Annotated in this window: 27 protein-coding genes; 22 read left to right on the plus strand and 5 right to left on the minus strand. The window is 65.3% G+C overall.

Annotated features, from left to right (window positions below; all coding sequences use genetic code 11):
* Position 1: 1 nt before the first annotated feature.
* The 17 genes from R3P95_RS07325 (at position 2) to R3P95_RS07405 (ending at position 16,141) form a co-directional block, all read left to right on the plus strand.
* On the plus strand, positions 2-1,246 hold the full coding sequence (locus R3P95_RS07325; protein WP_317547848.1) for an acyl-CoA dehydrogenase family protein: 1,245 nt from the start codon (positions 2-4) through the stop codon (positions 1,244-1,246).
* Between the two features lie 38 nt (positions 1,247-1,284).
* Positions 1,285-3,267: a branched-chain amino acid ABC transporter permease gene (locus R3P95_RS07330; RefSeq protein ID WP_317547849.1), complete on the plus strand. Its 1,983-nt coding sequence runs from the start codon at positions 1,285-1,287 to the stop codon at positions 3,265-3,267.
* Positions 3,264-4,034: an ABC transporter ATP-binding protein gene (locus tag R3P95_RS07335; protein ID WP_317547850.1), complete on the plus strand. Its 771-nt coding sequence runs from the start codon at positions 3,264-3,266 to the stop codon at positions 4,032-4,034. The genes R3P95_RS07330 and R3P95_RS07335 overlap by 4 nt, the downstream gene beginning before the upstream one ends.
* The gene (locus R3P95_RS07340; RefSeq protein WP_317547851.1) at positions 4,031-4,795 is read left to right on the plus strand and encodes an ABC transporter ATP-binding protein; all 765 of its coding nucleotides are present in this window, start codon (positions 4,031-4,033) and stop codon (positions 4,793-4,795) included. Before R3P95_RS07335 ends, R3P95_RS07340 begins: the two co-directional genes overlap by 4 nt.
* A complete protein-coding gene (locus R3P95_RS07345) occupies positions 4,792-5,433 on the plus strand; it encodes an NADPH-dependent F420 reductase (RefSeq protein ID WP_317547852.1) in 642 nt (213 codons plus the stop codon). Before R3P95_RS07340 ends, R3P95_RS07345 begins: the two co-directional genes overlap by 4 nt.
* Before the next feature lie 29 nt (positions 5,434-5,462).
* On the plus strand, positions 5,463-5,879 hold the full coding sequence (locus R3P95_RS07350) for an SRPBCC family protein (protein WP_094630222.1): 417 nt from the start codon (positions 5,463-5,465) through the stop codon (positions 5,877-5,879).
* Entirely contained in the window at positions 5,872-6,564 is a 693-nt protein-coding gene (locus R3P95_RS07355; protein WP_068055119.1) for an SDR family NAD(P)-dependent oxidoreductase, read from the plus strand. Before R3P95_RS07350 ends, R3P95_RS07355 begins: the two co-directional genes overlap by 8 nt.
* Before the next feature lie 32 nt (positions 6,565-6,596).
* On the plus strand, positions 6,597-7,316 hold the full coding sequence (locus R3P95_RS07360) for a CoA transferase subunit A (RefSeq protein WP_317548283.1): 720 nt from the start codon (positions 6,597-6,599) through the stop codon (positions 7,314-7,316).
* Complete coding sequence (locus tag R3P95_RS07365) at positions 7,313-7,951, plus strand: 3-oxoacid CoA-transferase subunit B (RefSeq protein ID WP_317547854.1); 639 nt, start codon at positions 7,313-7,315, stop codon at positions 7,949-7,951. Before R3P95_RS07360 ends, R3P95_RS07365 begins: the two co-directional genes overlap by 4 nt.
* 74 nt (positions 7,952-8,025) lie before the next feature.
* The gene (locus R3P95_RS07370; protein ID WP_068055115.1) at positions 8,026-8,853 is read left to right on the plus strand and encodes an IclR family transcriptional regulator; all 828 of its coding nucleotides are present in this window, start codon (positions 8,026-8,028) and stop codon (positions 8,851-8,853) included.
* Between the two features lie 139 nt (positions 8,854-8,992).
* Positions 8,993-9,529, plus strand: a complete 537-nt coding sequence (locus R3P95_RS07375; RefSeq protein WP_317547855.1) for a flavin reductase family protein — start codon at positions 8,993-8,995, stop codon at positions 9,527-9,529.
* Positions 9,526-10,464, plus strand: coding sequence for a fumarylacetoacetate hydrolase family protein (locus R3P95_RS07380; protein WP_317547856.1), 939 nt, complete (start codon positions 9,526-9,528; stop codon positions 10,462-10,464). Before R3P95_RS07375 ends, R3P95_RS07380 begins: the two co-directional genes overlap by 4 nt.
* A 7-nt stretch (positions 10,465-10,471) precedes the next feature.
* A complete protein-coding gene (locus R3P95_RS07385) occupies positions 10,472-11,266 on the plus strand; it encodes a cupin domain-containing protein (RefSeq protein WP_317547857.1) in 795 nt (264 codons plus the stop codon).
* 23 nt (positions 11,267-11,289) lie between these two features.
* Complete coding sequence (locus tag R3P95_RS07390; RefSeq protein WP_317547858.1) at positions 11,290-12,246, plus strand: helix-turn-helix domain-containing protein; 957 nt, start codon at positions 11,290-11,292, stop codon at positions 12,244-12,246.
* A gap of 129 nt (positions 12,247-12,375) precedes the next feature.
* The gene (locus tag R3P95_RS07395; RefSeq protein WP_317547859.1) at positions 12,376-14,163 is read left to right on the plus strand and encodes an FAD-dependent oxidoreductase; all 1,788 of its coding nucleotides are present in this window, start codon (positions 12,376-12,378) and stop codon (positions 14,161-14,163) included.
* On the plus strand, positions 14,160-15,236 hold the full coding sequence (locus tag R3P95_RS07400) for a maleylacetate reductase (RefSeq protein WP_317547860.1): 1,077 nt from the start codon (positions 14,160-14,162) through the stop codon (positions 15,234-15,236). The genes R3P95_RS07395 and R3P95_RS07400 overlap by 4 nt, the downstream gene beginning before the upstream one ends.
* Before the next feature lie 8 nt (positions 15,237-15,244).
* Positions 15,245-16,141: a dioxygenase family protein gene (locus tag R3P95_RS07405; RefSeq protein WP_317547861.1), complete on the plus strand. Its 897-nt coding sequence runs from the start codon at positions 15,245-15,247 to the stop codon at positions 16,139-16,141.
* A 22-nt stretch (positions 16,142-16,163) separates the two neighbouring features.
* Here R3P95_RS07405 and R3P95_RS07410 read toward each other — a convergent pair whose 3' ends face one another.
* From R3P95_RS07410 to R3P95_RS07430, 5 genes are read right to left on the minus strand one after another with little or no spacing between them, the layout of a single operon-like run.
* Complete coding sequence (locus R3P95_RS07410; protein WP_317547862.1) at positions 16,164-16,796, minus strand: TetR/AcrR family transcriptional regulator; 633 nt, start codon at positions 16,794-16,796, stop codon at positions 16,164-16,166.
* A gap of 10 nt (positions 16,797-16,806) precedes the next feature.
* Complete coding sequence (locus R3P95_RS07415; protein WP_317547863.1) at positions 16,807-18,015, minus strand: NAD(P)/FAD-dependent oxidoreductase; 1,209 nt, start codon at positions 18,013-18,015, stop codon at positions 16,807-16,809.
* Positions 18,012-18,185, minus strand: coding sequence for a rubredoxin (locus tag R3P95_RS07420; protein ID WP_027495558.1), 174 nt, complete (start codon positions 18,183-18,185; stop codon positions 18,012-18,014). Before R3P95_RS07420 ends, R3P95_RS07415 begins: the two co-directional genes overlap by 4 nt.
* Positions 18,182-18,346, minus strand: coding sequence for a rubredoxin (locus R3P95_RS07425; RefSeq protein ID WP_269595047.1), 165 nt, complete (start codon positions 18,344-18,346; stop codon positions 18,182-18,184). Before R3P95_RS07425 ends, R3P95_RS07420 begins: the two co-directional genes overlap by 4 nt.
* Positions 18,346-19,569, minus strand: a complete 1,224-nt coding sequence (locus R3P95_RS07430; protein ID WP_317547864.1) for an alkane 1-monooxygenase — start codon at positions 19,567-19,569, stop codon at positions 18,346-18,348. The genes R3P95_RS07425 and R3P95_RS07430 overlap by 1 nt, the downstream gene beginning before the upstream one ends.
* A gap of 462 nt (positions 19,570-20,031) precedes the next feature.
* Here R3P95_RS07430 and R3P95_RS07435 point away from each other — a divergent pair, with 462 nt between their 5' ends.
* From R3P95_RS07435 to R3P95_RS07455, 5 genes are all read left to right on the plus strand, one after another.
* Positions 20,032-21,858, plus strand: coding sequence for a DUF4012 domain-containing protein (locus R3P95_RS07435; RefSeq protein WP_317547865.1), 1,827 nt, complete (start codon positions 20,032-20,034; stop codon positions 21,856-21,858).
* A 25-nt stretch (positions 21,859-21,883) separates the two neighbouring features.
* A complete protein-coding gene (locus R3P95_RS07440) occupies positions 21,884-22,558 on the plus strand; it encodes an SGNH/GDSL hydrolase family protein (protein ID WP_317547866.1) in 675 nt (224 codons plus the stop codon).
* 151 nt (positions 22,559-22,709) lie between these two features.
* Positions 22,710-23,573, plus strand: coding sequence for a DUF559 domain-containing protein (locus R3P95_RS07445; RefSeq protein ID WP_317547867.1), 864 nt, complete (start codon positions 22,710-22,712; stop codon positions 23,571-23,573).
* 451 nt (positions 23,574-24,024) lie between these two features.
* A complete protein-coding gene (locus R3P95_RS07450; protein ID WP_317547868.1) occupies positions 24,025-25,134 on the plus strand; it encodes a GGDEF domain-containing protein in 1,110 nt (369 codons plus the stop codon).
* Between the two features lie 339 nt (positions 25,135-25,473).
* The gene (locus tag R3P95_RS07455) at positions 25,474-26,688 is read left to right on the plus strand and encodes an EAL domain-containing protein (RefSeq protein ID WP_317547869.1); all 1,215 of its coding nucleotides are present in this window, start codon (positions 25,474-25,476) and stop codon (positions 26,686-26,688) included.
* Positions 26,689-26,785: the final 97 nt, after the last annotated feature.

Below are 26,785 nucleotides of genomic sequence, written 5' to 3' on the forward strand. Positions count from 1 at the left end.
CATGACCGCTGTAGCCAACCACACCGTCGAACATTCCAGCTCGGAGTCGAGTCCGGAAGAACTCATCGAACGCGCACGCTCGTTCCGTGATCACTTGCTCGCAGAACAGGATTCGACCGACGCTCGCGGCACCTACTCGCCCGAGACGCACGAACTGTTCAAGGAGGCCGGCTTCTACCGCACGCTGCTCCCGCAGCGATTCGGTGGGCTCGAGTACGACGTCACCTCGTTCGTCAGAATGATCATCGAAATCGCCCGCGGTTGCCCGGGTTCGGGCTGGTGCCTGTGCCTGGCCTCCGGTCACGGACTGCAGATCGGCGGATTGTTCGACGAGAAGGCGCAATCCGAGGCCATCGGACCCGGCGGAGACTTCGCAGCTCCGATGCGCGGCGTGCCGATGGGCACCGCGACGCTGCAGGACGACGGTCGATGGAGCGTCGACGGAACCTGGGACTACTGCTCGGGATCGCCCTACTCGACCCACGCCATTCTCGCGGTGCGGCTCATCGAGGGCGGCGAGAAGACCGGCCAGGGACTGGCTCTCGTTCCACGCAACGGCTGGATCCTGCAGGACGATTGGAAAGAGCGCGCGTTCGGCATGCGCGGCAGCGGCTCGAACAGCATCACCGTCGCCGGCACCGCGGTGCCGGAGGAGAACGTGGTGCGCGGCAGCCTGCTGCAGTTCCGTGGCGGCCTGAAGACCCCCGGCTACGAGCTGCACGGCAATCCGATGTACGGAGGCCATCCCATGGGCTACCTGCAGCTCGAGATCACCTCGGTACTCGTGGGCTGCGCCTGGGCCGCGCTCGACGAATACGAGCGCATCCTGCGGACCAAGAAGACCATGGGCCCCAACCCGCTTCCGCGCTTCACGTCCCCGGACTTCCAGCGCTACTGGGGCGTCGCGGCAGGCAAGATCCGCGCGGCCGAGGACATCCTCGTGAAGATGAGCCAGCACTACTCCGAGCTGTGCGCGTCGTCGGTGCAGGACGGCGGCGAGTTCGAGCCCGAGGACCTCATGAACATCAACGCCAGCACCCACCACGCCGTCAACCTCGCCTGGGAAGCCGTCGAACTGCTGTTCCGCACCTCGGGAACCAGCGAAGGCGGCCGCAACGGCTCGCGCATGCAGCGCTACTACCGCGACATGTCCACGGCGCGAACCAATGTGGGCCTGCAGTGGGAGACCTTCGCGCAGATGTTCGCCCAGGAGCACTTCGACCTCTCGCCGGCACCGCTCGCGTGATGGCCGGGCCCACGATTCGACACGGGCGGGCGTAGCGCATGGATACCGTCTTCCTTTTCGCTCTGCTCGGGTTGGGTACCGGCGCACTGATCGCGATGATCGCGGTCGGCGTCGTACTCAGCTGGCGCGGTAGCGGAACGATCAACATCGCGGCCGGTGCGGTGGTCATGGTCGCCGGCTACCTCTTCTGGTCCCTGCGCACCGGGTTCTTCGCCCCCGCATTGACCACTCCCGCAGCAATAGTCGTCACGCTGCTCGCGATGGCAGTGCTTGCGGTCATGGTCGAGTTCGCAGCCGTCAAGCCGCTCAGATCCGCCTCGCCGCTCGCCAAACTCGTCGCGTCCATCGGAGTGCTGCTGCTGCTCCAAGCAGTGGTCCAGCTCGTGTTCGGTACCGCTCCGCTGAACAGCCCCGCCGTGTTGACCGACTCGGTCGTGCAGGTCGGCGGTGTGACAGTGCCGGTGGCACAGCTGATTCTGGCCGCAGTGGTCGTCGTGATCTCGGCGGCGCTTGCCGCGCTGTACCGCTTCACCCGCTTCGGTATCGCGACCCGTGCGGCGTCCGAGAGCGAGCGGTCGGCCGTCCTGGCCGGGCTGTCACCGTCGTCGATCTCGCTGGCCAACTCCGTACTCGCCTATGTCACGGCGGGCTTCGTCGGCATCCTGGCCGCCTCCATCGTCGGAGTCAGTGCCTCGACGCTGCCGCTGCTGGTGATCCCCGCCCTGGCCGCTGCGCTGTTCGCCGGGTTCAGCTCCATCTGGATCGCCTGCGCAGCAGGTCTTCTCATCGGTATGGCCGAGTCGTTGCTGTCCTACGCCTCGACCATGGACTGGTTTCCGACGCAGGACGGAATCACTCCGCCCGGTTTGCAGCAGCTCGCAGAGTTTTTGCTGATCGTCATCGCCCTGTGGTGGAAGGGTTCGACACTGCCGCAGCGCGGCGAATTCGTCGGACGCTCGCTGCCGGCGGTACCCCGCCAGGAGCACCTGCTGCGCCGCGTCGGCCCCGTCTTCGTCGTCGGAGCGATCGCTCTGCTCGTGCTCCCCTCGGACCTACGTCAGGCCATCACCACCGGCTTGGTCGCGACCGTCCTGTGTCTGTCGTTCATCGTCATCATGGGATACGTCGGGCAGTTGTCGGTGGTGCAGCTCGCGCTCGCCGGATTCGCCGCGTTCGCAGTCTCACGGCTCGGCACCGAATTCGGTCTCGGCTTCCCGGCCGCCCCGATCATCGCCGTTCTCGCGGCGACCGCACTCGGCGTGGGAATCGGAGCCGCGGCCCTGAGAGTGCGCGGTGTGACCCTGGTGGTGGTGACCCTCGCCGCGGCCGTCGCCATCGAACAATTCGTGTTCGCCAATTCCGAATGGGGCGGCGGTCAGACCGGCGCACCCGTGGCTTCACCCGCGCTGTTCGGATTCAACTTCGGACCCGACTCCGGTCTGCGCGGACTGGACGGCGCACTACCGAGCCCGGTGTTCGGACTCGTCGCACTGGTGGTCGCCACCCTCGCGTACATGGGTGTTGTCTACCTGCGTAACAGCGACCTCGGCCGTCAGATGTTGGCCATCCGCTCCAACGAACGCGCCGCAGCCGCAGCCGGAGTCAACGTGCGGACGGTCAAGATCGTCGCCTTCGGTATCACCTCGGCGCTGGCCGGAGTGGCCGGCGTGATGTACGCCTACCAGTTCGGCACCGTCTCGGCGAACAGCTACGGGATCTCCGTCGCGCTGACTCTGGTGGCGAGCGTCTACGTCCTCGGCGTGACGCTGCCGCAGGGAGCCGTGCTGGCGGGCTTCGGAGCGATCGGTTCGGTGATACCGCTGATCCTGCAGAAATACGTTCTCCCCGCAGACCACATCTCCCTGTACGTGCAGCTGCTCATCGGCGGCGGTCTGCTGCTCCAACTGCGGTTCTTCCCGGACGGCCTGCTCGTGACGAGGTCGATCAAGAAGGAACGCAAGATGACCGGTATCGACACCCTCGTGCCGGAACTGCCACGGATGAAGAGCGTGCGAACATGACGACCAACGTTCTCGAAGCCCGCAACATCGAAGTACGGTTCGGCGGCGTGCACGCGCTGCGCGGCGTCGACCTGCAGGTACGCCCGGGCCAGATCGTCGGCCTGATCGGACCCAACGGAGCAGGCAAGACCACCTTCGTCGACGCCATCACCGGGTTCGTCCCGGCCGGTGGGTCCATCGAGATCGGTGGCCGCGACGTCAGCGGCCTGCGTCCCCACGCACGAGTGCGACACGGTCTGTGCCGCACCTGGCAGGCCGTCGAGCTGTTCGACGATCTGACGGTGGCGGAGAACCTCGCCGTGGCCTCACGCCAGCCCACCGTGAAATCGACGATCGCCGGCATGTTCGGCCTCGGCGTCGACGATATCGCCGGCGCGACAAAGACTCTCGGTGACGTGGGAATCGGCCACCTGGCCCGGGCACTGCCCACCGAACTCTCCGAGGGGCAACGCAAACTGGTCGGAATCGCCAGAGCGCTGGCGTCCGAACCGGCGATTCTGTGCCTCGACGAGCCGGCCGCCGGTCTCGACACGACCGAAAGTTCCTTTCTCGGAAAGCAATTGCGCAGCCTCGGTGATCACGGAACGCCGATGTTGCTGATCGACCACGACATCTCGTTCGTGTTCGGCACCTGCGACTACGTCGTCGTACTCGAGTTCGGTCAGGTGATCGCCCAGGGACTGCCGCACGTCGTGCGATCCGACCCCCGCGTGATCTCGGCGTACCTCGGCCACGACGTCGCCCCAGCAGGAAATGACCGATCATGAGCGCGGTTCTGAGCGTCGATCATCTCTCGGCCGGTTACCAGCGGTCGGTGGTCGTCCGCGACATCGGCATCGAGGTCGGGACAGGCGAGGTGGTGGCTCTGCTGGGGCCCAACGGCGCAGGCACGACCACCACCCTCAAAGCAGTCTCGGGGCTGGTCCGTTCGTTCGAGGGCGGGGTGAGCCTGCAGGGAGAGAGCCTCGAGGCACTGTCACCGACCAACCGGGCTCGCCGCGGCATCGCCCACGTGCCCGAAGATCGAGGACTGTTCTTCGGACTGACCGTCGCCGAACACTTCAAGTTGCGCAGGCGTGGTGAGACTCTCGATGCAGACCTCGCTTTCGATTACTTCCCGGCGCTGACGAAACTGAGCAACCGTCTTGCGGGAGTTCTCTCGGGAGGCGAACAGCAGATGTTGGCCGTCGGCCGGGCGCTCGCCCGCAAACCGGCGCTGCTGCTGCTCGACGAACTCAGCCTCGGGCTCGCGCCGGTCATCGTGCAGGCACTGCTGCCGGTGATCCGCCGCTTCGCCGACGACACCGGTTGCGGCGTCCTGCTCGTCGAGCAGCACGTGGAGCTCGCCCTCGGAATCTCGGACCGGGCCTACCTGATGGCCCACGGCGACATCTCGGCCGGACACGACGCCCAGGTACTGCTGCAGGACAAGGGGCTGGTCCGAGCCAGCTACCTGGGCGGGGACCAATGGGACGCAAGCGAAGCGGACCTGGCGACAACAACCACCACCACAGAAGGAGAGAAATGAAAATAGGAATCATCGGAGCCGGACGAATGGGTCAGGCATTGGCCGGACTCTTCACTCGGGCCGGACACGACGTCATCCTCAGCAACTCGCGTGGCCCGGAATCGTTGGCGGACATCGTCGACGAGTTCAACGGACATTGCTCCGCGGGAACGGTGCAGGAGGCCGTGGACAGCACCGACCTCGTCTTCCTGGCCACCCCGTGGGGCAAGACCGCCGCGGCCGTCTCGGTCGTCGAGAACTGGAACGGCAAGATCGTCGTCGACACGACGAACAACCGAACCGCCCCCGGTCCGCAGGGCGTCATCGACATCGGCGGCCGCATCTCGAGCGAGATGGTCGCCGAGTACATTCCCGGTGCCCGAGTGGTCAAGGCGCTCAACATCACTCCCATTCACATCATGGCGACCACACTGGCGGCCGGAGCGGATCCCCAGCACGCGGTGTACGTGGCAGGCGACGACGACGACGCGAAGAAGCTGGTGACGGATCTTCTCGCGACCATCGGCGGTGTCGCCATCGACACCGGCGATCTGCACACGGGCGGAGCGCTCCAAGGAATGGGCGGTGCGCTGCCCGGCGACATGGAGATGCTCAGCGTCCCGGCCGCCGAAGCCAAACTCGCTGCAGCCAAGAGCTAGACCTACCAACACAATTCGAGGAGAACACCATGACCATCGTTCAGTTGAGCAAGACGACCACCCTCACCGCCAAGGCCGACGAGGTCTGGTCTTTCGTCAGCGACTTCGGCGGCTACGCGTCCTGGCAGCCGCACATCGACGCCGTCGAGATGCAGGCCGACGGTAGCCGCAAGGTCGACTTCTCCCGCGGCGACTCGGTCTTCGACCGCATCGCGGCCCAGGACGACGCCGCCCGATCACTGACCTACGAGTTGGTGCCGGGCCAGCCCGGACCGATGCAGCACCTCGCCGCCACCTTCACCGTGCGCGAAGCAGGCGACGGCTCCGAGGTGGAATACGCCATCGAAGCCGACGTGCCCGAGGAGATGCAGGACGGTGCCCGCGTCGGTATCGGAGCGGACATCGACGGCGCACTCGACGGCCTGAACAGCAAATTCGGTGGCTGACGACGCCCCCGTCGCACTGGTGACCGGAGGAGCGGGGTTCATCGGGTCGGCTGTCGTCGACCAGCTCCGCGCCTCCGGCCACCACGTGGTGGCGCTCGACCTGCACGGTGATCCGGCGGTCGACCTGTCCGACGAACACGCCGTGCGCGCCGCCGCACGGGCAGTGCTCGCCGAACACGGCCGCGTCGACGTCCTCGTCCACGCCGGGGTCTCGTTCCAGCGGGCGACCCTCGCAGATCTGGACGCCACCGTGCTGCGCAACGTCATGGCCGTCAACGTAGAAGCTCCGCTGTGGCTGGTCCAGGAGCTCGAACCGGGCATGACCGAGCGAGGATTCGGACGCGTGGTGTTCCTCGTGTCCGATACCTTCTTCAACCCACCGCCGGTGTCGGACATGCTGCCGTACATCACCAGCAAGGGCGCACTCATCGGTGCGTCACGCTCGCTGGCACGCTCGCTGGGCGCGTCGGGCATCACGGTGAACTGCGTTGCCCCCGGCCTGACGCCACCGCCGGTCGGCGGCATGGAGCAGCACGTCAAGGACGACGTACTGCGCCGGCAGGCACTTCCGCGTCCACTGGTTCCCGACGACGTGGCCAACGTCGTCGCGTTTCTGGTGCGGCCGGAGAGTCAGGCCATCACCGGTCAGACGCTCTGTCCCGACGGCGGGTTGGTGCTGCTGTGACGTCGGATGTGGCCGTGCGAACCGGTAAACGGATGTCGGCTGCCGACGCCGTCGCCGACATTCCCCACGGCGCGAGCATCGGGGTCGGGGGATTCGGTACCGCCGGAGTGCCGTGGGCGCTGGTGCGGGCACTGCGTGCCCAGGGTGCCTCCGGTCTGACCGTCGTGGCGAACAACTGTGGGGTCAACGGAGCCGGGCTGGCTCTGCTGCTGCACGACCGCCGCATCGACCGCGTGATCGCGTCGTACATCGGATCGAACGAAGAGTTCGCGCGGCAGTACATGAGCGGCGAGATCGAGGTGGAGCTGACCCCGCAGGGCACGTTGGCCGAGCGGCTTCGGGCCGGCGGGGCGGGCATCGCTGCCTTCTTCACCCCCACCGGGGTCGGCACCCTCGTCTCCGACGGCGGTATGCCGCATCGGTACGACTCGGCCGGGAACATGGTGAAAGCGTCTGCTGCCAAAGAGATTCGCCGATTCGGACTCGGCGGCCGCGATCGTGAGTACGTGCTCGAGGAGGGCATCGTGACCGACTACGCGCTCGTTCGCGCTTCGGTGGCCGACACGGCCGGTAACGCGATATTTCGGGCCTCGGCGCAGAACTTCAACCCGGACGTGGCGATGGCAGGCCGGATCACCGTCGTCGAGGCCGAGTGCATCGTCGAACCCGGCGCACTCGATCCCGACTCGGTTCAGCTCTCCGGCGTGTTCGTCCAGCGCGTGGTCGAAGTACCGGAGGAGGTGGTCGCATGACCGGCCTCGGCTGGAACCGGGACGAGATGGCGCGACGAGCCGCGCAGGAGCTGCGTGCCGGGCAGAGCGTCAACCTCGGGATCGGTCTGCCCACCCGCGTGGCCAACCATCTGCCGTCCTCGCTCGGAGTGACCGTGCACAGCGAGAACGGCGTCCTGGCCGTAGGCCCGACACCGCTGCCGGAATGTCTGGACACCGACCTGATCAATGCCGGAACCGAACCGATCACGGTGCTACCCGGCGCATCGTTCGTGTCCTCGTCCACGTCGTTCGCCATGATCCGCGGTGGACACATCGACGTGACGGTTCTCGGCGCGATGGAGGTCTCGTCGACCGGCGACCTGGCCAACTGGATGATGCCCGGCCACATGGTGCGGGGGATGGGCGGGGCGATGGATCTCGTTGCCGGTGCCGGCCGCGTCATCGTCGTCATGGAACACGCGGGCAAGGACGGCACACCCAAACTGGTGCAGCAGTGCACGTTCCCGCTGACCGGACGCGCGGTGGTGGACCGCATCGTCACCAACCTCGGCGTTCTGGACGTCACGCCACGGGGTTTCGCGTTGCGTGAAGTGGCGCCAGGGGTGACGATCCCCGACGTGCGCCGGCTGACGGGGGCGTCCGTGATGACGTGACGAGCCCGGCCACGGGGGCGTTGAACGGTGACGTGACAGGGATGACCAGTAAGCTCACCTCCCATGGAGGCTTTGTGAACGAGCGCGAGAATCGAGACGCCGGCCATGTGCGCGCAGTGTCCCGGGCCACCCGCATCGTCACGGCTCTGGCCGAGCACCCGTACCCGCTGGGCATCGTCGAACTCGCCCAGTTCGTTCGACTGTCACCAGCCAGTGTGCACCGCATTCTCGGCACCCTCGTCAGTGTCGGTTGGGTGGAACAGAATTCGCGCACCGCGAAGTACCGACTCGGAATGCACGCCATCGGAATCGGCAGCGTCGGAATGGTCACCAATCCGGTGCTGCACGACGCGCGGATGTACCTCTCGCGGCTGGCGGAATGGTCGGGCCACGACGCCGTACTGAGCACCCTCGTCGGAGTCAAAGCAGTCCAGCTCTCGCGCGTGGCGGGAGCACACACCGAGTTCATCGAGTTCGAGCCCGGACACCCGCAGCCCGCGTACGCCATGGCCGACGGCAAGCTTCTGCTGTCGTACATGCCGTACGAGCAACGTCGCAATCTGTACGAGAACGACGGACTGCGGCGGTTCACGCCCAACACGATCACCGATCCGGATGCCATGGAGGCGGAGTTCTCGCGCATCCAGGAACAGGGCTACGCCGTCGACAACTTCGAGCGGTTCGACACCGGGCGCGGAATCGCGGCCCCGGTACTCGACGCCGATCGGCGACCCATCGCGGCGATGCTGTGCCTGGGCAAGATCGAACCCGATCGTGATGCGGAAATCATTCAGCAGTTGCTCTCGTTGGCGCGAGAGATGTCGGAACGGCTGCGCGCCGCGGGAGATCTGCCCGCGTCCGCTCTCGACATCGCAATGCCCGAGACCGACTCGGGTCACTGATTTCCCCGAAACCTTTCTGACGCAAAGGCGTCCGCTGCACTCCGTCCCTCCCGAGGGTTGACGGCAGTGTTCGACGTCACGTAAAGTCGGTTGAAATAAGATTCCATTAGACGGAATCGCAATCCGAATGGACTGTCTCATGGCGACGTCGACCACCGAAACACCCGCCGCAGCGGATGCGGGACTGCTCTTCCGAAAAGTATTGGGCCACTTGCCTACCGGCGTTGTCGTCATAGCGTCGGAGGGGGCGTCCGGTCGGACCGGGATCGCGGTGAACTCGTTCACTGCCGTCTCCCTTGACCCCGCGCTGGTGTCGATCTGCGTGGCCCGCACCTCGACCACCTGGCCGGCCATCAGAGCGGCAGGCCGGTTCTGCATCAGCATCCTGGCCGACCATCACGAGCAGGCATCACGCCAGTTCTCGGCTCGCAACACCGACCGTTTCGCAGGCACGTCCTGGCACGACCAATCGGCAGGCCCGGCTTTGGACGACGCGGTGGCCTGGCTCAACTGCGAGATGTACGCCGAATACGCGGCAGGCGATCACACGATCGTCGTGGCCCGCGTACACAGTCTCAGCGCGGCCGAGGACGGCAGCGCTCTGGTCTTCTTCCGCGGCCTGTACGGACGATTCGTACCCAACCCCCAACCCCCAACGAAAGGTGCAACACCATGAAGCTTCTCTTCTTCGATGATTTCAAACTCGGAGTCCTGCACGGCGGCAACGTGATCGACCTCAGTGGTGAAGTCAAGGACATTCCGGCGGCGCACCCGCAGGACATCATCCGCGGCGTCATCGAGGGCTGGGCCACCTACCGCGAACGCCTCGAAGCCGCAGTTGCCGCAGGTGACGGAATTCCGTTGAGCGCAGTGCGTATTCGCCCGCCGATCCCTCGGCCGTCGAACATCGACTGCATGGCGCGCAACTACATGGAGAACGGCACCCTGCCCGAGCGGCCGCCGATCAACGGATTCGCGAAGTCTCCCAATTCGATCATCGGACACGGCGACACCATGGTGTTGCCCGACGTCGCAGCGACGATCTTCGAGGGCGAGGCGGAGCTGGCCATCATCATCGGCAAGCGCGCGCACAACGTCTCGGCAGCCGATGCATACGACCACATCTTCGGCTACACCAACCTGATCGACGGTTCTGCACGCGGAATCCCGCCGCGGGAGAACGCTTTCTACCAGATGAAGTCCCGGGAGACCTTCTGCCCGATCGGCCCCTACCTGGTGACCGCCGACGAGGTGCCGAACCCGCAGAACCTGCCGGTCACGCTGTGGAACAACGAAGAGATCAAGCAGGAGTTCGACACCGACGACATGGCATACAGCATCGCCGAGTCCGTCGAGTTCGTCTCGCACATGCATGCGCTCGAGCCCGGCGACATCATCGCCACCGGAACCAATCATCGTGGACTGCACGCCTTTCAGGACGGCGACCGCATCGACTTGCAAGTGGGCGACCTCGGTCGGCTCAGCGTCACCATCAGTGACGAGCTGCACCGCACCTGGGGACGTCAGACCCGCCACGAATGGACCGAAGCGGGAAACAAGGGTCGGACTCCGCCTCAGCTGAGCGGACGCTACGCCCCCACAGCCGAATGACCGCCCGATGAAAGTGCTTCGCGTGCACGAGACCCTCGGCGATTCCGAGACGTACGGAGGAATCGACGCGGGCGATGCCTTCCTGCCGCACCGCGACTCACGCGTCAAGGGTCCGGCGAATGTCGTTCCGGCAACGGCCTTCTGGCTCACCCGAGCTCGGATGGCCGACGTCCCCGCCCCCACCTCACTCGGGTCGCACGCCGTTGTGGTGCTCTCGGGCGAGGTACGGGTGGACGTACGCGACCGCAGCCCGGCCGTGCTGACCGCCGGAGACCTGGTGTTCGCGAACGTCGCCAGTCCCGAGACCCTGACGATGACCTGGGACGGCTTCGCGTGGTTGCTCTACCTCGCGCTGGACGACTGGCTGCCGGAAGCAGGCGACAACGAAGCCCGACCCGACCCGGCGGTCCGACAGGGCCGGCCGTCGCTGACGTGGATCTACGACGACGGCGGAACCTCACGGACCGAGCCGCTGCGTTGGCCGAGCGATCTGGCTCCGGTACCGCCGGTCGAACAGTGGCCCCGCTCGCTCGGAGCATTCGTCACCCGCCGCGATTACGGCGAGGACGGGTACGTTCCCGGCGTCTGGCACAACGGACCGCGACCGCAGTTGGGCGTCACGCTCAACGGCAGGGCCGAGAACGAGACCGGGGACGGAACGGTGACCTCGCCGGTCGCAGGCGACATCGCCTACATCGACGACGTGACCGGGGCAGGCCACGTCACGCGCGGTCTCGGTGATCGGTGGATGCTGTTCGTTACAGTCGATCCGGAACACCTGCGTTTCGTACCGGAGAAGTAAGTCCCTCGCCGAGGAGGCCCGACGTGTCTATCGCTGCGTCACCCGTGGAGTTCTCCACCGTCGGGCTCCCCTCCGTCGAGCGGATACAACGGTGGGAGGGGCACAACTCCGAGGTCCTTATCGGACTGAGATGCCGCAGCCTCGAAGGCGGGTCCCTCGAGGCCACCGAAAGCAACGTCCAGGTCGGATCGGTCGGCCTGGCCCGCGTCGTCGGGACCTCTCATGTCGTCGAGCGAGATGCCGAGCTGATTCGGCGCCGGCCGTCGGACTCGGTGGTGCTGTACTTCAGCCTGGTCGGCGATGCGTTCTTCTACTCGGAGGACGGAGTGCGCACCGTCGGACCGGGTCAGGTTCTGTTGTGCGATGCCGACAGAGCCTTCATGCGCGGGTTCTCGCGCGGGCTCGAGGAACTCGTCGTCAAGATCCCGCGTGGCATCTACTCCGATGTCGCCGGCGAGGACTCGCTCGCGGCCCCGAAAGTCTTCGACTTCTCGGCGAACGGCAACGTGCACGCCGCCGCCCTGGCCGCTCGCGTGAGCCGCGCGATGCGCGCCGACGGGCCGGTGGTGCCCGACGAGCGGACGATCCTCGAACTGGTCTCCGTCCTGACCGGTGGAACGCGCAACGACATCGGGCAGGCGCATCGCGCGGCTGCCCACTCCTACATCGAGCGCCGTCTGACCGACGCGTCGTTGTCTGCCACCGACGTCTCCGACGCCATCGGAATCAGCGCCCGGCACCTGTCCCGAGTCTTCGCCGGCGACGACACCAGCGTGCCCAAGTACATCCTCGAGCGGCGACTCGCTCGTGCACACACGGTGCTCACCTCGCCGTCGGGACGCTCGACGTCGATTGCCGAGATCGCCGCCTCCTGTGGATTCTCCTCTGCCGCTTACTTTTCCAGTGCCTTCTCGGCGCGGTTCGGAGCCCGAGCATCGGACGTTCGACGCGACGCCGTGGTGCTGCGGTCGGTGGACTAGTTTCGCAATTGCGCCACCGTTGTCGATTTGCGCCGACATGACCGTGATCGATGGCCACCCACGGTGTGATGCAGGACACTGGTTTGCAAGACCCGAGATCAACGTCGGGCGCAACGAAGGGTGTGTTCCATGCCGGTGTTCGACGACGGCCAGAAGGCCACAGAGCTGCCCGATTCCTCGGTGGTCGAGACCGACGTTCTCATCGTCGGCTCGGGGCCTGCCGGTGGATCCGCAGCATTGCTGCTGTCCACGCTCGGAATCCCCAACATCATGATCACCAAGTACCGCTGGACGGCCAACACTCCCCGCGCTCACATCACCAACCAGCGCACCATGGAGGTCTTCCGCGACGTCGGTATCGCAGACCAGGTACTGGCCGACGCCACCGAGCACGGGCTCGTCGGCGACACCGTGTTCTGTACCTCGATCGCGGGCGAGGAGATCGGCCGCATCCGCACGTGGGGTACCGGGGCCGACCGCGAAGCGGACTACCAGCTCGCGTCGCCGTGCCTGACCGTCGACATTCCGCAGACGTACCTCGAGCCGATCCTGGTGAAGAACGCGACGATGCGGGGAACGCAGGCCCAGTTCTCCACCGAATACCTCTCGCACGTCCAGGACGCCGACGGGGTCAGCGTCTCGGTGGTCGATCGACTCACCGGACATCGCTACACGATCCGTGCCCAGTACCTGATCGGCGCGGACGGGGCGCGTTCCAAGGTGGCCGCGGACATCGACCTTCCGCTCGAGGGCGCGATGGACATCGCCGGGTCGATGAACATCACCTTCAAGGCCGACATCGCCGAGTACGTCGGACACCGACCGTCGGTGCTGTACTGGGTGATTCAGCCCGGATCCAACGTCGGTGGCATCGGTGCCGGGCTGGTTCGTATGGTCCGGCCGTGGAACGAGTGGCTCGTGGTCTGGGGATTCGACATCGCGAAGCCACCGCCGGTGGTGAACGAGGCAGCCGCCATCGAGATCGTTCGGAGCCTGCTGGGCATGCCGGAGCTCGACGTCGAGATCACCGGAACATCGTTGTGGGGCAACAACGAAATGTATGCCACGCACCTGCAGAAGGGGCGGGTGTTCTGCGCGGGCGACGCCATCCACCGGCATCCGCCGAGCAACGGGCTCGGCTCGAACACCTCGATTCAGGACTCCTACAATCTCGCCTGGAAGATCGCCGCGGTGCTGAAAGGTCAGGCAGGCGAAGCGTTGCTCGATACCTACTCCGCTGAGCGCGCCCCGGTGGCCGAGCGAATCGTCAAGCGTGCCAACCGCTCCGGCCGTGAGTTCGCAGACCTGTTCCACGCCCTCGGGGTCACCGACGCCAAGACCGAGGAGGAGATGGTCGAACGCATCGAAGAACGTAAGGCCAACACACCGGCGGGCGAGGCCAAGCGGGCCGCGCTGGTGAAGGCGATGGAGATCAAGAACTACGAGTTCAACGCCCACGGAGTCGAATTGGGCCAGTTCTACACGTCCTCGGCCGTCGTGTCCGACGGGGTTCTGCCCGAGGCCGTACGAGACCCGGACCTGTACTACCAGGTCTCGACCGTGCCGGGCTCGCATCTACCGCACGCCTGGGTCGGCGATCACATGCACAAGCACGCGATGATGGATCTCGCGCCCTACGACCGCTTCACGCTCATCACCGGAGTGGCCGGATCGGACTGGGAGTCGGCGGCGGACAAGATCGCACACGAGTTGGGTGTGCCCCTCGAAACCGTCGTCATCGGACCCGGACGCGACGTCACCGACCTGTACTTCGACTGGTCTCGGCTGCGCGAAGTGACCGAGAGCGGTGCGTTGTTGGTCCGCCCGGACAAGCACATCTGCTGGCGCGCAGACGAACTCGCGGCAGACCCCGAGGACGCCCTGCGGCAGGCATTGACCGCGGTCCTGTCGCGATGACCTACGACTTCACCTACGAGGCGAACCCGATGCGGGTGCGATTCGGTGCAGGCTCGCTGTCGGTTCTGGCGGACGAGCTCGATCACCTCGGCCTGCGGCGCGTCCTCGTTCTCTGCTCACCGAGCCAGAAGGGGACAGCCGAACGCATCGCCTCGATGCTCGGAGACCGATGCGTGGGTGTGCGCGCCGACGCCGTGATGCATGTGCCCGCGGAGGTGGCGAAAAGATCGAGCGCAGAAGCGCTTTCTCTCGGGGCCGACGGCTGCATCACCGTCGGTGGCGGCTCTTCGATCGGCCTCGGAAAGGCCATCGCCCTCGTCCACGGGCTCCCGATCGTCGCCGTTCCCACCACGTACGCCGGCTCGGAGATGACCCCGGTGTGGGGGCTGACGACCGACGGGCGCAAGGAAACCGGTCGCGACATCAGGGTGCTGCCCCGCAGCGTCGTCTACGACCCCGAGCTGACGACGGGCCTGCCGGTCGACATCTCCGTCACCAGTGGGATCAACGCCGTGGCGCACGCCGTCGAGGCGTTGTATGCACCCGACCTCAGCCCGATCGTCGCGCTGATGGCCGAGGACGGCGTGCGCGCACTCGCATCGGCACTACCCGCGATCGTGGCCGATCACCTCGATCCACAGGCGCGCAGCGACGCCCTCTACGGTGCCTGGTTGTGCGGCGCCACTCTCGGTGCCACGACGATGTCGTTGCACCACAAGCTGTGTCACTCGCTCGGCGGTACCTTGAACCTGCCGCACGCTCCGACCCACACCGTGGTGTTGCCGCACGCACTGGCCTTCAATCAGTCGGCTGCACCCGGCGCGGTGACGGCGCTCTCGCGTGCACTTCCCGGTTCTGGAGACCCGGCAACCCGGTTGTGGGAGCTCTGCCGCGGACTCGGAGCGCCACGTTCGCTGGCCGAATTGGGTATGAAGGAGAAGGACATCGACCGAATCGCCGACGACGTCACGAGCAGATCGTACGGAAACCCGCGGCCCGTCACTCGCGAGGCCGCCACAGCCATTCTGCACGCAGCGTGGGCCGGCGACCCGCCGACCGACATCGGACAGTGAGAGAGACCATGACCGAGCAGACCATGACCGGACAAGCCCAGGATGCCGTCGAAGAACGACTGGTGGAGAACGTACTTCGATCGTTCGACGACTGCACCGACCCCCGGTTGAAGCAGGTGATGACCTCGCTGGTGCAACACCTGCACGGGTTCATCCGTGATGTCCGACTGACCGAACAGGAGTGGAACACCGCCATCGGCTTCCTGACCGAGGTCGGCCACATCACCGACGACCGCCGTCAGGAGTTCATTCTGCTCTCCGACGTTCTCGGGGCGTCGATGCAGACGATCAACGTGAACAACCCCGCTTACGAGGACGCGACCGAGGCGACCGTGTTCGGCCCGTTCTTCGTCGACGACGCGCCGCGGATCGAGAACGGTGGTGATGCATCGGGAGGTGCTGCCGGACAACCGTGTTGGGTCGAGGGAACCGTGCGCGACACCGCCGGGACGCCGATCCCCGGGGCACGCCTCGAGATTTGGGAAGCGGACGAGGACGGGTTCTACGACGTTCAGTACGACGACGCGCGCGTCGGCGGTCGAGCGCATCTCTACAGCGACGACGACGGGCACTATCGATTCTGGGCGCTGACTCCGACGCCGTATCCGATTCCGCACGACGGCCCCGTCGGCCGGATGCTCACTGCGACCGGTCGGTCACCGATGCGCGCGTCGCACCTGCACTTCATGGTCTCGGCACCGGGCCAGCGCACACTGGTGACGCACATCTTCGTCAGCGGCGACGAACTGCTGAGCAGCGATACGGTGTTCGGAGTGAAGGAGTCCCTGATCAAGGACTTCGTCGAGCAGCCGTCGGGAACACCGACTCCGGACGGTCGCGACGTCGGCGACAAGACCTGGGCCAGAGCCGACTTCGACATCGTGCTCGCTCCGGCTGAGATCTGAGTGCGCCGGTCCGGACGGTCGGTCAGTGGTCGACCGACCGCCCGGCGGTGATCGAATCGACGAACGGGGTCAGCAGCAGCGCCAGATCATCGGCTGCTGCAGCGATGTCCTCGGGCGGTTCGGGGATGTAGCTCAGGGCCAATCGGACGATGGCTTTGCTGACCACGTCGGCGTGTCGTGGGCTCGCGCCCACCCATCCGCGCTGGAAGGTCTCGGACAGACGCTCACCCGCCCGCTCGATGAGCACTTCGCTGTCGGTGGTGATCAGGCGCAGCAGATCTTCCGGCGCGTCGCCGCTGTGCAGCGACCGGACGAGCGGATCAAGGCCGCTCAGCTCGAAGAACGACGAGAAGCCCTGCCGCAGAGCGGCCGACGCGTCGTTCTCGTGCTGATACAGAGCCGTCTCGCACATGGCCACGAAGAGGTCCGTCAATCTGATGGCGTACCCCTGCGCGACGCCGCGCCGTGAACCGAACTCGTTGTACAGGCTCTGCCTGCTCAGTCCTGCCGCCTTGGCGATGTGGCTCATCGTGACGTTGCGCCAGTTGCGCTCGTTCAGTAGCTCTCGCAACGCGTCGAGCGCGGTATCGCGCGCGAGAGTGGACGCGGCTTCACGGTATCGACCGGGGGTCGACGTCTGTTCGGCTGCGGGCATGAACACGACTCTATCGAACGACCGCATGAGGTCGATCCAGCCAATCCTCTCCGAGGAGTTCCCGATCGACGGGGTCTGCGCTCGCGATGAGGGATCTGATCTGTCGGATGTCCTTGGGGTAGCCGACGCCGATGGCCCCGACGAGCGTGTCCCCGCGCAGCGCACAGGCGGTGAAGCGGCGTTCCTCGATGGAGCCGCGAACCACGACGTACTCGTCCTCGGCACCGGTCCATCCCGCGAACTGCAGGTTGAGCCCATGCTGAGTCGACCAGCCCCACGGCACGTCGAGACTGCCGACATCGAGACCGAGAATGGACCGTGCCGCCCGGGTCGCCTGATCGACGGCACCGTTCCAGTGCTCACTCCGATAGGTGCCGCCGAGAATCGTGTTGGGAACTTCTGCCACGTCGCCCGCCGCGTAGATGCCGGGCGCGGATGTCCGCATCGCCGCGTCGACCAGGATTCCCGACGCGGTCTCGAGGCCCATGTCCGCGCCGAGCTCGACGTTGGGCACCGAACCGGCCGACACCAGGACGGTGCCGGCCGACCATGAGCGTCCGTCCTGAGCGGCGGCACGGAGGGTGCCGTCGTCCTGCTTGTCGAGGCTCGTCACGGTGACGTCGGTGTGCATCGTTATACCGTTGTTCGCGTGGAGGTCTCGGTACATCTGCGATATCTCCGGCGGTGCGATCCGGCTCAGCGGAGCCGATGCCGCTTCGAGCACCGTCACCTCGGCACCGAGCGACCGGGCTGCTGCCGCCGCCTCACACCCGATCAATCCGCCGCCGATCACCAACAGCGATTTGGTGCGGAGGATGTCGGCATGCAGCGGTGCGACATCGGCGGCGCTGCGAAGCGTGAACACGTGACCCGGGAAATCGAGTTGCCGAGCCCGAGAACCCGTTGCCAACAGCACGGCGTCGTACGGGATCGGATCGCCCTCGTCGAGGTGCACGGCCGAGTCGGTGACGGCGACGGCGGTGACGCCCGTGCGGACGTCCACGCCCTCGATGGCTGCACCCAACCGGACCTGATCGACCGATTTGGTGCCCATCAGCAGCTCCTTGGACACCGCCGGACGACGGTAGGTGGACTCCTGCTCGCTCCCGATCAACGTGATGGAACCCGTGAAACCCTCGGCCCGTAGCACTTTGGCGGCGGTGTACCCGGTGGCACCGGTGCCGACGATCACGACCTCGGCGGGTTGCCCAGTAGTCACCCGCGCTCTACCTCGACCATCTCGAAATCGGCCTTGGCCGCGCCGCAGTCGGGGCACGACCAGTCGTCGGGAATGTCGTCCCAGCGCGTGCCCGGCTCGATGCCGTCCTCGGGCCAGCCCAGTTCCTCGTCGTACTCGAATCCACACTGAACACAGCGGTAGAGCTTCATGCCTTACTCCTGAAGTCGATTTTCTCGCGCACTCCGCAATCGGGGCACGGCCATTCGTCGGGCACGTCCGCCCACGGTGTTCCTGCCGGAAAGCCCTCTCGCGGTGCGCCGTTGGTCTCGTCGTAGACGAACTCGCACACCGGGCACTCGAAGGCGGCCATCACTTCGCTCCGTGCGCGGCGAGGATCTTCTCCCGCTTGGACGGCTGAATGTTGACCTTCGTGATGTCACCGTCGTAGTGGTCGAGAACGCGGTGGTCCATCACCTTGCGCCACACCGGTGGGAAGTAGGCCAGCGAGATCATGCTCGCGTAGCCGCTCGGCAGATTGGGTGCCCCGTCCATGCTGCGCAGAGTCTGGTATCGGCGGGTGGGATTGGCGTGGTGGTCGCTGTGGCGCTGAAGGTGGTACAGAAAGATGTTGGTCACGATGTGATCGGAGTTCCAGCTGTGCTCGGGAGTGCAGCGCTCGTAGCGGCCGTTCTCCTTCTTCTGACGCTGCAGGCCGTAGTGCTCGAGGTAGTTGACCGTCTCCAGCAGCGAGAATCCGTAGATGGCTTGAATCACGAGGAACGGCAACACGATCGGACCGAACGCCGCGATCAGGACCCCGTACAGGACCACCGACATCAGCCATGCGTTGAGCACGTCGTTCTGAATGCTCCACGTGCTCTTGCCCAGTCGCTCCATGCGCGTCTTCTCCAGCTCCCAGGACGACTTCAGGCTGCCCCACACGCTTCGAGGCAGGAAGGCCCAGAAGCTCTCGCCGAACTTCGAGCTCGCCGGATCCTCGGGAGTGGCGACGCGAACGTGGTGGCCGCGATTGTGCTCGATGTAGAAGTGGCCGTAGAACGTCTGTGCCAGAGTGATTTTCGACAACCAGCGCTCTAGGCTGTCCTTCTTGTGGCCGAGCTCGTGTGCGGTGTTGATGCCGACGCCGCCCATCACGCCGATGCTGATGGCCAGGCCGATCTTCGAGATGAGGCCGAGCCCGCCGTCGATGCCGAGCCACGACAGGTTGTTCGCCGACCACAGGTAGCAGGCGAACACCAGGCTGGCGAGTTGGAACGGAATGTAGGCGTAGGTGCAGTAGCGGTAGTACTTGTCCTCCTCCAGCGCCTTCATCACCTCGTCGGGTGGGTTGTCACCGTCGGGACCGAAGAAGCGATCGAGGATCGGGAGCAGTCCGTAGACCAGCAGCGCGCCGATCCACCACCAGACCGGCGACACAGCGGTCCAGCCGAGCTGGTTGAAGGCCCACACCAGGCCGGTAGCCAGGAAGACCGCCGTGGGCGGGATCAAACCCATCAGCCAGAGGTATCGCTTTCGGTCGTGCCACTCGGCGACCGGCGCCTGCGCCTGATCGTCGACATTCGATGCGGTCATCGTCACTCCTCGTGTAAGGCCGATCACTGTGGATTGGACAATACACGGAATTTGTCAGCTCGATGGACAAATGTGAAGATTTGTACAAACAATGGATGGGACTGTGGCAGCGCCCACAGCGCCACCGTTCGGACAGATCCAGCTGCTACCTTCCGATTCGTTGTGGCCGGTCACAAACGGTCGCAACGCTCGTAGGTCCGTCTGTATCCCGTCGGGGGTACTTCACAACAGGAGTAGTTATGGACGCATTCATCGCCAAGATCATCGTCGACGTCATCCTCGGGCTCATCGGCAGCGGAAGCGCCGAGAGCGGCAGCACCGCAGTGAGCGCATTCCTCGGTTCCTGACGTTCGAGGGCTGCGCCGGTGCGACGCCGGCGCAGCCTGCTCCGACAGAGTCGTGTCGCGATGCGACGGCACCGTTTGTACTCTTGGCCGGAGCGAAAGGGGCCCGCACCACGCCATGGGCTACGACAGCGACAACCTGGACGGTGACGGCCCTCGCGGTCGCAGTAGGCATCGACGAGCCAGGAAGAAGATCTCCGGTCGACGCATCCTGCTCGGTTTCGGTGTGTTCGTCGTCGTTGTGCTCGGTCTCGGTGCGTGGCTCGCATACACCGTCAATGCCGCATACACGTATCTCGATCAGGCCCGCGAGCATGCCCAGGCAGCAAAAACTGGACTGCTGACGGGGGATACGCAGACGGCCGAAACCTCCGTGTCCGACGCGGTGCGCACCTCGACCCAGGCGAAGGACGCCACCGATTCGTTGATCTGGACGGCGGCCGCCGCGATTCCGTACGTGGGCCAACCGCTGGACGTCGTCTCGCAGATCACCGACGTCGTCAACGGGCTGAGCGTGGATGTGCTGACACCCTCGGTTGAGGTGGGCACCACCCTCGATCCGAGTCGGCTGCGTGGGCCCGACGGCTCCATCGACATCGCCGCCCTGCGCGACGCCTCGCCTGCGCTGTCTCGGGCGGCGGCAGCAGCGGAGGTACTCGATACGCAGGCCCAGGCAATCGAGGAACCGGCATTCGTCGATCGGGTCGGTGACGCGCGAACTCGGTTGCAGGATCAGACGCACGAGCTGACGTCACTGTTGACGAACACCGACATCGCGGCGAGGGTGTTTCCGGCGATGCTCGGTGCGGACGGCCCGCGCAATTACTTCTTGGCCTTCCAGACACTCTCGGAATCCCGCGGAACAGGCGGATTGATAGGCGGATTCGGCATCGTGCGCGCCGTGGGCGGGAAGGTCGCGGTCGACTCGCTGGCCAGCAATGCCGAGCTTCGGATTCCGTACGACCCCATCGATCTCGGCCCGGACTTCTTCGACTTCTACGAGAGCCGCTTTCAGCCCACCCAGAACTGGCAGAACAGCAACGTCAGTCCGCACTTTCCGTACGCGGGTCGGATCTGGCAGTCGATGTGGGAGCAGGAAACAGGCGAGCGTCTCGACGGCGCGTTGGCCACCGACCCGGTTGCCCTCGGTTACATCCTCGACGCCGTCGGTCCCATCACGATGGGCGACGGCGAAGTGATCGACGGATCCAACGTCGTCCGGATCACGCAGTCCGACGCCTACTTCCGCTTCCAGGACGACAACAGCGCGCGCAAGGCCTACCTGCAGGACATCGCCGCCCGGGTGGTCGCGAAGATGCAGGGCAACATCGGCTCTCCCAGTGCGCTGCTCGAAGCACTCGGCAAGGCCACCGGCGAAGGTCACATCTCCGTGTGGAGTGCGGACCCGGCACTCCAAGCGATCCTCGGTCCGACCGAGATCGGCCACGAAGTTCCCGACAGCCCCGACCCGTACGCCGCAGTGGTGGTGAACAACGGTGCGGGCGGCAAGCTCGACTACTACCTGCAGCGCAAGGTCACCTACTCCGCGCAGTCCTGCGAGGGCCCGACGCGCACCACCCGCGTCGTCGCCGAGATCACTAACAACGCTCCGCTGCAGGACTACACCACCTACATCGCCGGTAGACAGAACGACTCCACCCGATACGACGGACCTCCGGGGACCAACCGATCGGTGGTGGCGCTGTACGCAACTCAGGGCGCAACGTTGACCGATGCCGCGATCAACGGAACTCCACTGTTTCTGCTGACCGCTGCCGAGCGGGGCCACCCGGTGTTCTACGTGCCGGTCGTCATCGAACCGGGACAGACCACGACCATCGAGTACAACCTCGTCGAACCGACCGTCGCCGGCGAAGCGCACGCACCGGTTCAGCCGCAATCGGCGCCGGCACCGACCGAAGTGGACTTCCCGGACTGCTCGTGATCGCCGGTAGGGCAGAATCCCCGGCGTGCGAAGAACTCGACTGTGGATCGCCGGGGCACTCGGGGTGGCTCTGGTCGCCGCGCTCGTGGGAGGACCACTGAAGAAGCCGGCGCTGACGGTCCGCAACGCACACTGCTTCGGGTGGAGTGTCAACGACACCGGTCCACGATTGGTGACGCTGGGAGACTCGATGGCGCAAGGCAATTCACGGGTCGACTGGGGGATTCACGGCAACACGTCGTGGTACTCGTATCTCGTGTGCGGAGACGATGCTCGCGCAGCCGACGGTGGCAATCTGGGAATCAACGGCGCGACGACGACGCAGATCCTCGCCCGAACCGACGAAGCACTGGCAGCGAACCCGGACATCCTCGTCGTCAACGGCGGCACGAACGACCTGGCCCGGTCGGTTCCGCTTCCCCGGATCATCGACAACCTACGCACGATCCTGGACCGGGCACGCGACGTCGACACGGTCGTGATCGCCACGGTGCCGTCGTCGCGCACGGTCAGTGCCGACGACCTGAACGACGACATTCGAGCCCTGGCCGCCGAGCGCGGCATACCCGTCGCCGAATTCGCGCCGCTGCTCGGACGTCCCGGAGCCACCTTCGACGGGGTGCACCCCACCGCGAGTACGGCTGCAGCTATGGCGGCCGCGGTGGTTGTAGCAGTCGGCCGAGCGCTGCCGCGGACGTGAGCGTTCAGAAGCGTGCGTCGAACGCGGGATTCCGCCGATGAGAGTCGGTACTGAACGCTGAGGTGCGGGCTGCCTGTGGATAACCCCGAACTATCCACAGGTTTCGAAAACAGCACTGGCGCAGGCGTCGTCGATCGTTCACCGTATCGGCATGGGGGTACACACAGCGGTCGACCTGATGGCTCGGGGGATGAGCCGCAGCACCATCTCTCGCAGAACTGCGTCCGGGCAGCTGATTCGAGTGCTGCCCGGAATCTATGCGACGAACAAACCCGATTACTTGGACCTGTGCACAGCGGTTGCTCTGTGGAAGCCCGGCGCTGTGCTCAGTCATCTGACCGCTGCGTGGGTGTGGGGTTTGATCGACGAGGAGCCGATGCACGTGACAGCGACAGTGCCGCCCTCGACCATGCAGCACGCGCCGGAGTGGGTGAAGATTCATCGACGACGCGTCCCCGAGGCGGACCGGTGCCGAGGTCTTCCGGTGGTGACGTTGGCCCAGGTGTTCGTAGACGTGGCGGCAACCCTGACGGGTGAGGAGTTGGAGCGGTTCTTCGACACGGCAATCGCGCGGCCGGCTCTGCGACGTCGAATCGCGACCGAATGCGAACGATCTCGCGGGATGCACGGCATGAAGGCAGTACGGAGACAATTGCGTCTGTGCTGCCTCGGCACCCGATCGGAGGCCGAGCGGGTGGTGGCTCGGGCACTGTCCGCTCGACAGTTCTTCATGGAGATCAATGCGCGGGTGGGTCCGTATTTCGGCGACCTCGTGGACTTCCGGGCACGGGTGATCGTCGAAATCGACGGACGCGAGTTCCATACGTCGGGCCGAGCGTTCGACGGCGATCGTCGACGCCAGAACCGGCTGGTACTTCAGGGGTGGCTGGTGCTGCGCTACTCCGCTGTACAGGCGTTGGGCGAGACGCGTCGCGTGGTCGACGAGATCATCGAGGTGGTCCGGCGTCGTCGACGTTCGATCGATGCAGTCGGCCGAGCGCTGCCGCGGACGTGAGCGTTCAGAACCGTGCGCCGAACGCGGGATTCCGCCGATGAGAGTCGGTAGTGAACGCTGAGGTGCGTGATCAGAGGCGGCCCTGTTGGATCGCAACAACGACGAGGGCAATCACAGCAATCGTGAGGATTGCTAAGAGCGCCAAATGAATTGGATCAGTGGAACCTGGCGGTCGAACCCCGTTCGAACCCCTTTTCTGGAGCATGTCACAGACAGTAGGTCACTTTCTCGGATTGTGCACAGCATGAGTGGTACAACCGAAAACCACTCCTCCGTGAACTCGCACATATGTTCGACAATAGGTACAGTCGAGTACGGCGGAGCTGGGAGGGAAGCCCGGCTCCGCCGCCCGATCCGTGCCCCGCAGGCAGGTTCTCGAGTTCGCAGACCGGGTGATTCGTCTGTGGTTGACTTGGCCCTCCAGGTCGGGATACCAGGAAAGCTCTGCAAGGTGAACGGTCTTCGTCAGTGGTGGTCGCTTCCCGTCGACTACGGGTGGAACGTTGCGTATGCGCGTTCGCAACGAGGATTGGACATCACCAGAGTTCTCATCGGAATCCTGTGTTGGCTCTACGGCGGTGCCGCGGCGATCGCTCTGACCATTCCGGGCTTCGCCGACAGCAGCCTCGCGCGCTGGCCCCTGTGGTTCACCGTCGTCACAACGGTCCCGGTGGGGTTGACCTGGTTGATCGGCGGCTGGCCGAGCTGGCGCGTGTCGATCGCATTCGTGCTGTACGCCGACATCGTGCTCGCGGCTGTCCTGCTCACCACCGATGGACCGTCCGCAGTTCTGCCCATTGCAGCCCTGTTCACCGTCATGGGCGCTTATGTCGCGGGGTTTCACGGGCCCAAGCTGTTCGCGTTACATCACGGCTTCGCATTCGTCACCGCCGTCACCCTCTACGTCTCGGCAATGGTGAACGACCCGGCGGAGCGTCTACAGGCCAGTCTCTACTTCGTCATGCTGATCCTGGTGATGTTCGCGGGACCGTTGATCGGGCATTCCTTCCTCATGCTGTTGCGCCGGGACGCCACCGGTGCGTTCTACGATCCGCTCACCGGCCTGCGGAACCGTCGGGGATTCGACGCGGCGATCGGCAACCTGGAATCTCGATCCGGTGCGCACATGTCGCTGGTCGCTCTGGTCATCGACATCGACAACTTCAAAGCGGTCAACGACAGGTACGGCCACGAGCATGGAGACGCGGTCATCCGGACGACCGCGAATCGCATCCTCGAGGTCTTCCCGGCACCGGCAGTCACGGTTCGACTGGGCGGCGAAGAATTCGCGGCCGTGTGTGTCGACGGCCTCGAATCGGTGGTCGAACAATCCGAGCGATTACGAGTTCGTCTGTGTGACGGGACCGACCGGGCACCGTTGACCGCGTCGTTGGGCATCGCCCATGCCGTGGTCGAGATGGGGGACATCGAGTCCGCTGTCAACGAACTGCTGGGCCGCGCCGACGAGGCGATGTATCAAGCGAAAAGGCTCGGCGGCGACCGCGTCGCCCTCTACGGAGGCGATTCGCTGTCGAGCGGTGACGTGAACGAACTGCAGTGACGACGCCGAGCCGAGGTCCGCGTCGAAATAGTCACAATACGGTCGGTACGTTTGTTGTTCGCCGTGGTAATGAAATTGGGCTTCGGTTCCGAAAGTCCACTCCGTCATGGGTTTTCGGCCCGATTTCGACCCCTGAGGGTTCCGAGCCGTGCGGTCGACTCCGGGAAAGTTCCGTTATCGGAGCGTTATATAAAGTTATCCAAACGAGATAGTTGTGGTGTCTGTCGTGACACCTCCGTCGTCCACGATGGAGGAAGCGAGAAGAAAATACGGAAATCAGGTTTGAAGATCAGCCAACCCCCACGTGACGGGGGTCGTTTTTTCGTGTCAAACTGTGGTGTGACGTTCGCGCTGGCCGAAGCAGGATCTGCAGTCGACACGGACACGGGAGAGCTGACGGTGCAACCGTATTTCGCCCCGGTCTGTCGGCTGGACAACGGCGCGCTCGCAGCGATCGAAGTTCAATTGCGAGGCCCCGCGAACGGCCCGCTCGCGTCCGCCGACGCGCTCAAGCGCGCAGCCAGAGCAATGGACGCCAAGCGGGAACTCGACGCCCTCGCGTGGGGAGTGGCTCGGATCAACCAGTCGGTGCGGTTGCCGATGCTCGTCTCCATGGACGTCGACTCCCTTGCTGCACTCGATTCCGCCACCGAGGAACAGTTGCGCCGCGACATCGTGGTCGTCACCGAGGCGGCACTCGTCGACAGTCCGGCCCGCACCCTCGCTGCGATCGACAAGGCCAGGCGTGACGGCAAAGTGGTGGCCGTAGACGACGTCGGTCGTCGGCCGCAGTCGATGACCCTGCTGCCGCTCATCGAACCCGATGTGATCATCCTCGCCGGATCGATGGTCTCCCGGCGTCCCGATCTCGCCACCGCACGTACCGCTCATGCCGTCTCGGCTCAGGTGGAACGAACCGGCGCGGTGGTGGTGGCCAGCGGAGTCGACACTGCTTTGCACCGCACTCGCGCACTCGGACTCGGAGCGACCTACGGGGTGGGTGAGCTGTATCCGGCGGCCGAGACCACCGAGGAGCTCCCCGCGGACGCCGCGGAGGTGATGCCGCCGTTCCCGACCTGGAGCACGCCTGCTGTCGCCGCCGAGTCGCCGTACGCCATCGCGTCCGCAGGAAAGACAGCCACCCGCAGCACCAAGCGTCTACTGGTGGCGATGAGTACGTCTCTCGAGATGCAGGCTGCGGCCGCAGGGCCGGAAACGTTGGTGCTCGGTACTTTTCAGCGAGCAGAGCACTTCACCTCGACCACCCGTGCGCGTTGGGTCTCGATGGCCGAGCAGATTTCGTACGCCGGCGTGTACGGCGTTGGCATGGGTTACGTACAAGAGGGCGGCATCATGCATGCGCCCCTCGACCCGACGGATCCGCTCGTGGAGGAGTGGAACGTGGTGGTGTTGGGTCCGCACTTCTGTGGAGTGCTCGCAGCGATCGATCTGCACCGCGGGGAAATCGACGCCGATCGTGAGTTCGATTACGTGATGTCGTACGACCGCGCGACAGTAGTTCGTTGTGCGCGTGCGATTCTCGCGCGTTTCTGACACACCCACGACCGCGTTCCCGGACGGGATGTTTCGGGCAGCCATGGCAGGGCATACAGCACAGCAGGTAATGAAGTAGTCCGGACTGCAGCATTGC

It is taken from the genome of Rhodococcus cercidiphylli (genome assembly GCF_033042225.1).
Lineage (GTDB): Bacteria > Actinomycetota > Actinomycetes > Mycobacteriales > Mycobacteriaceae > Rhodococcoides.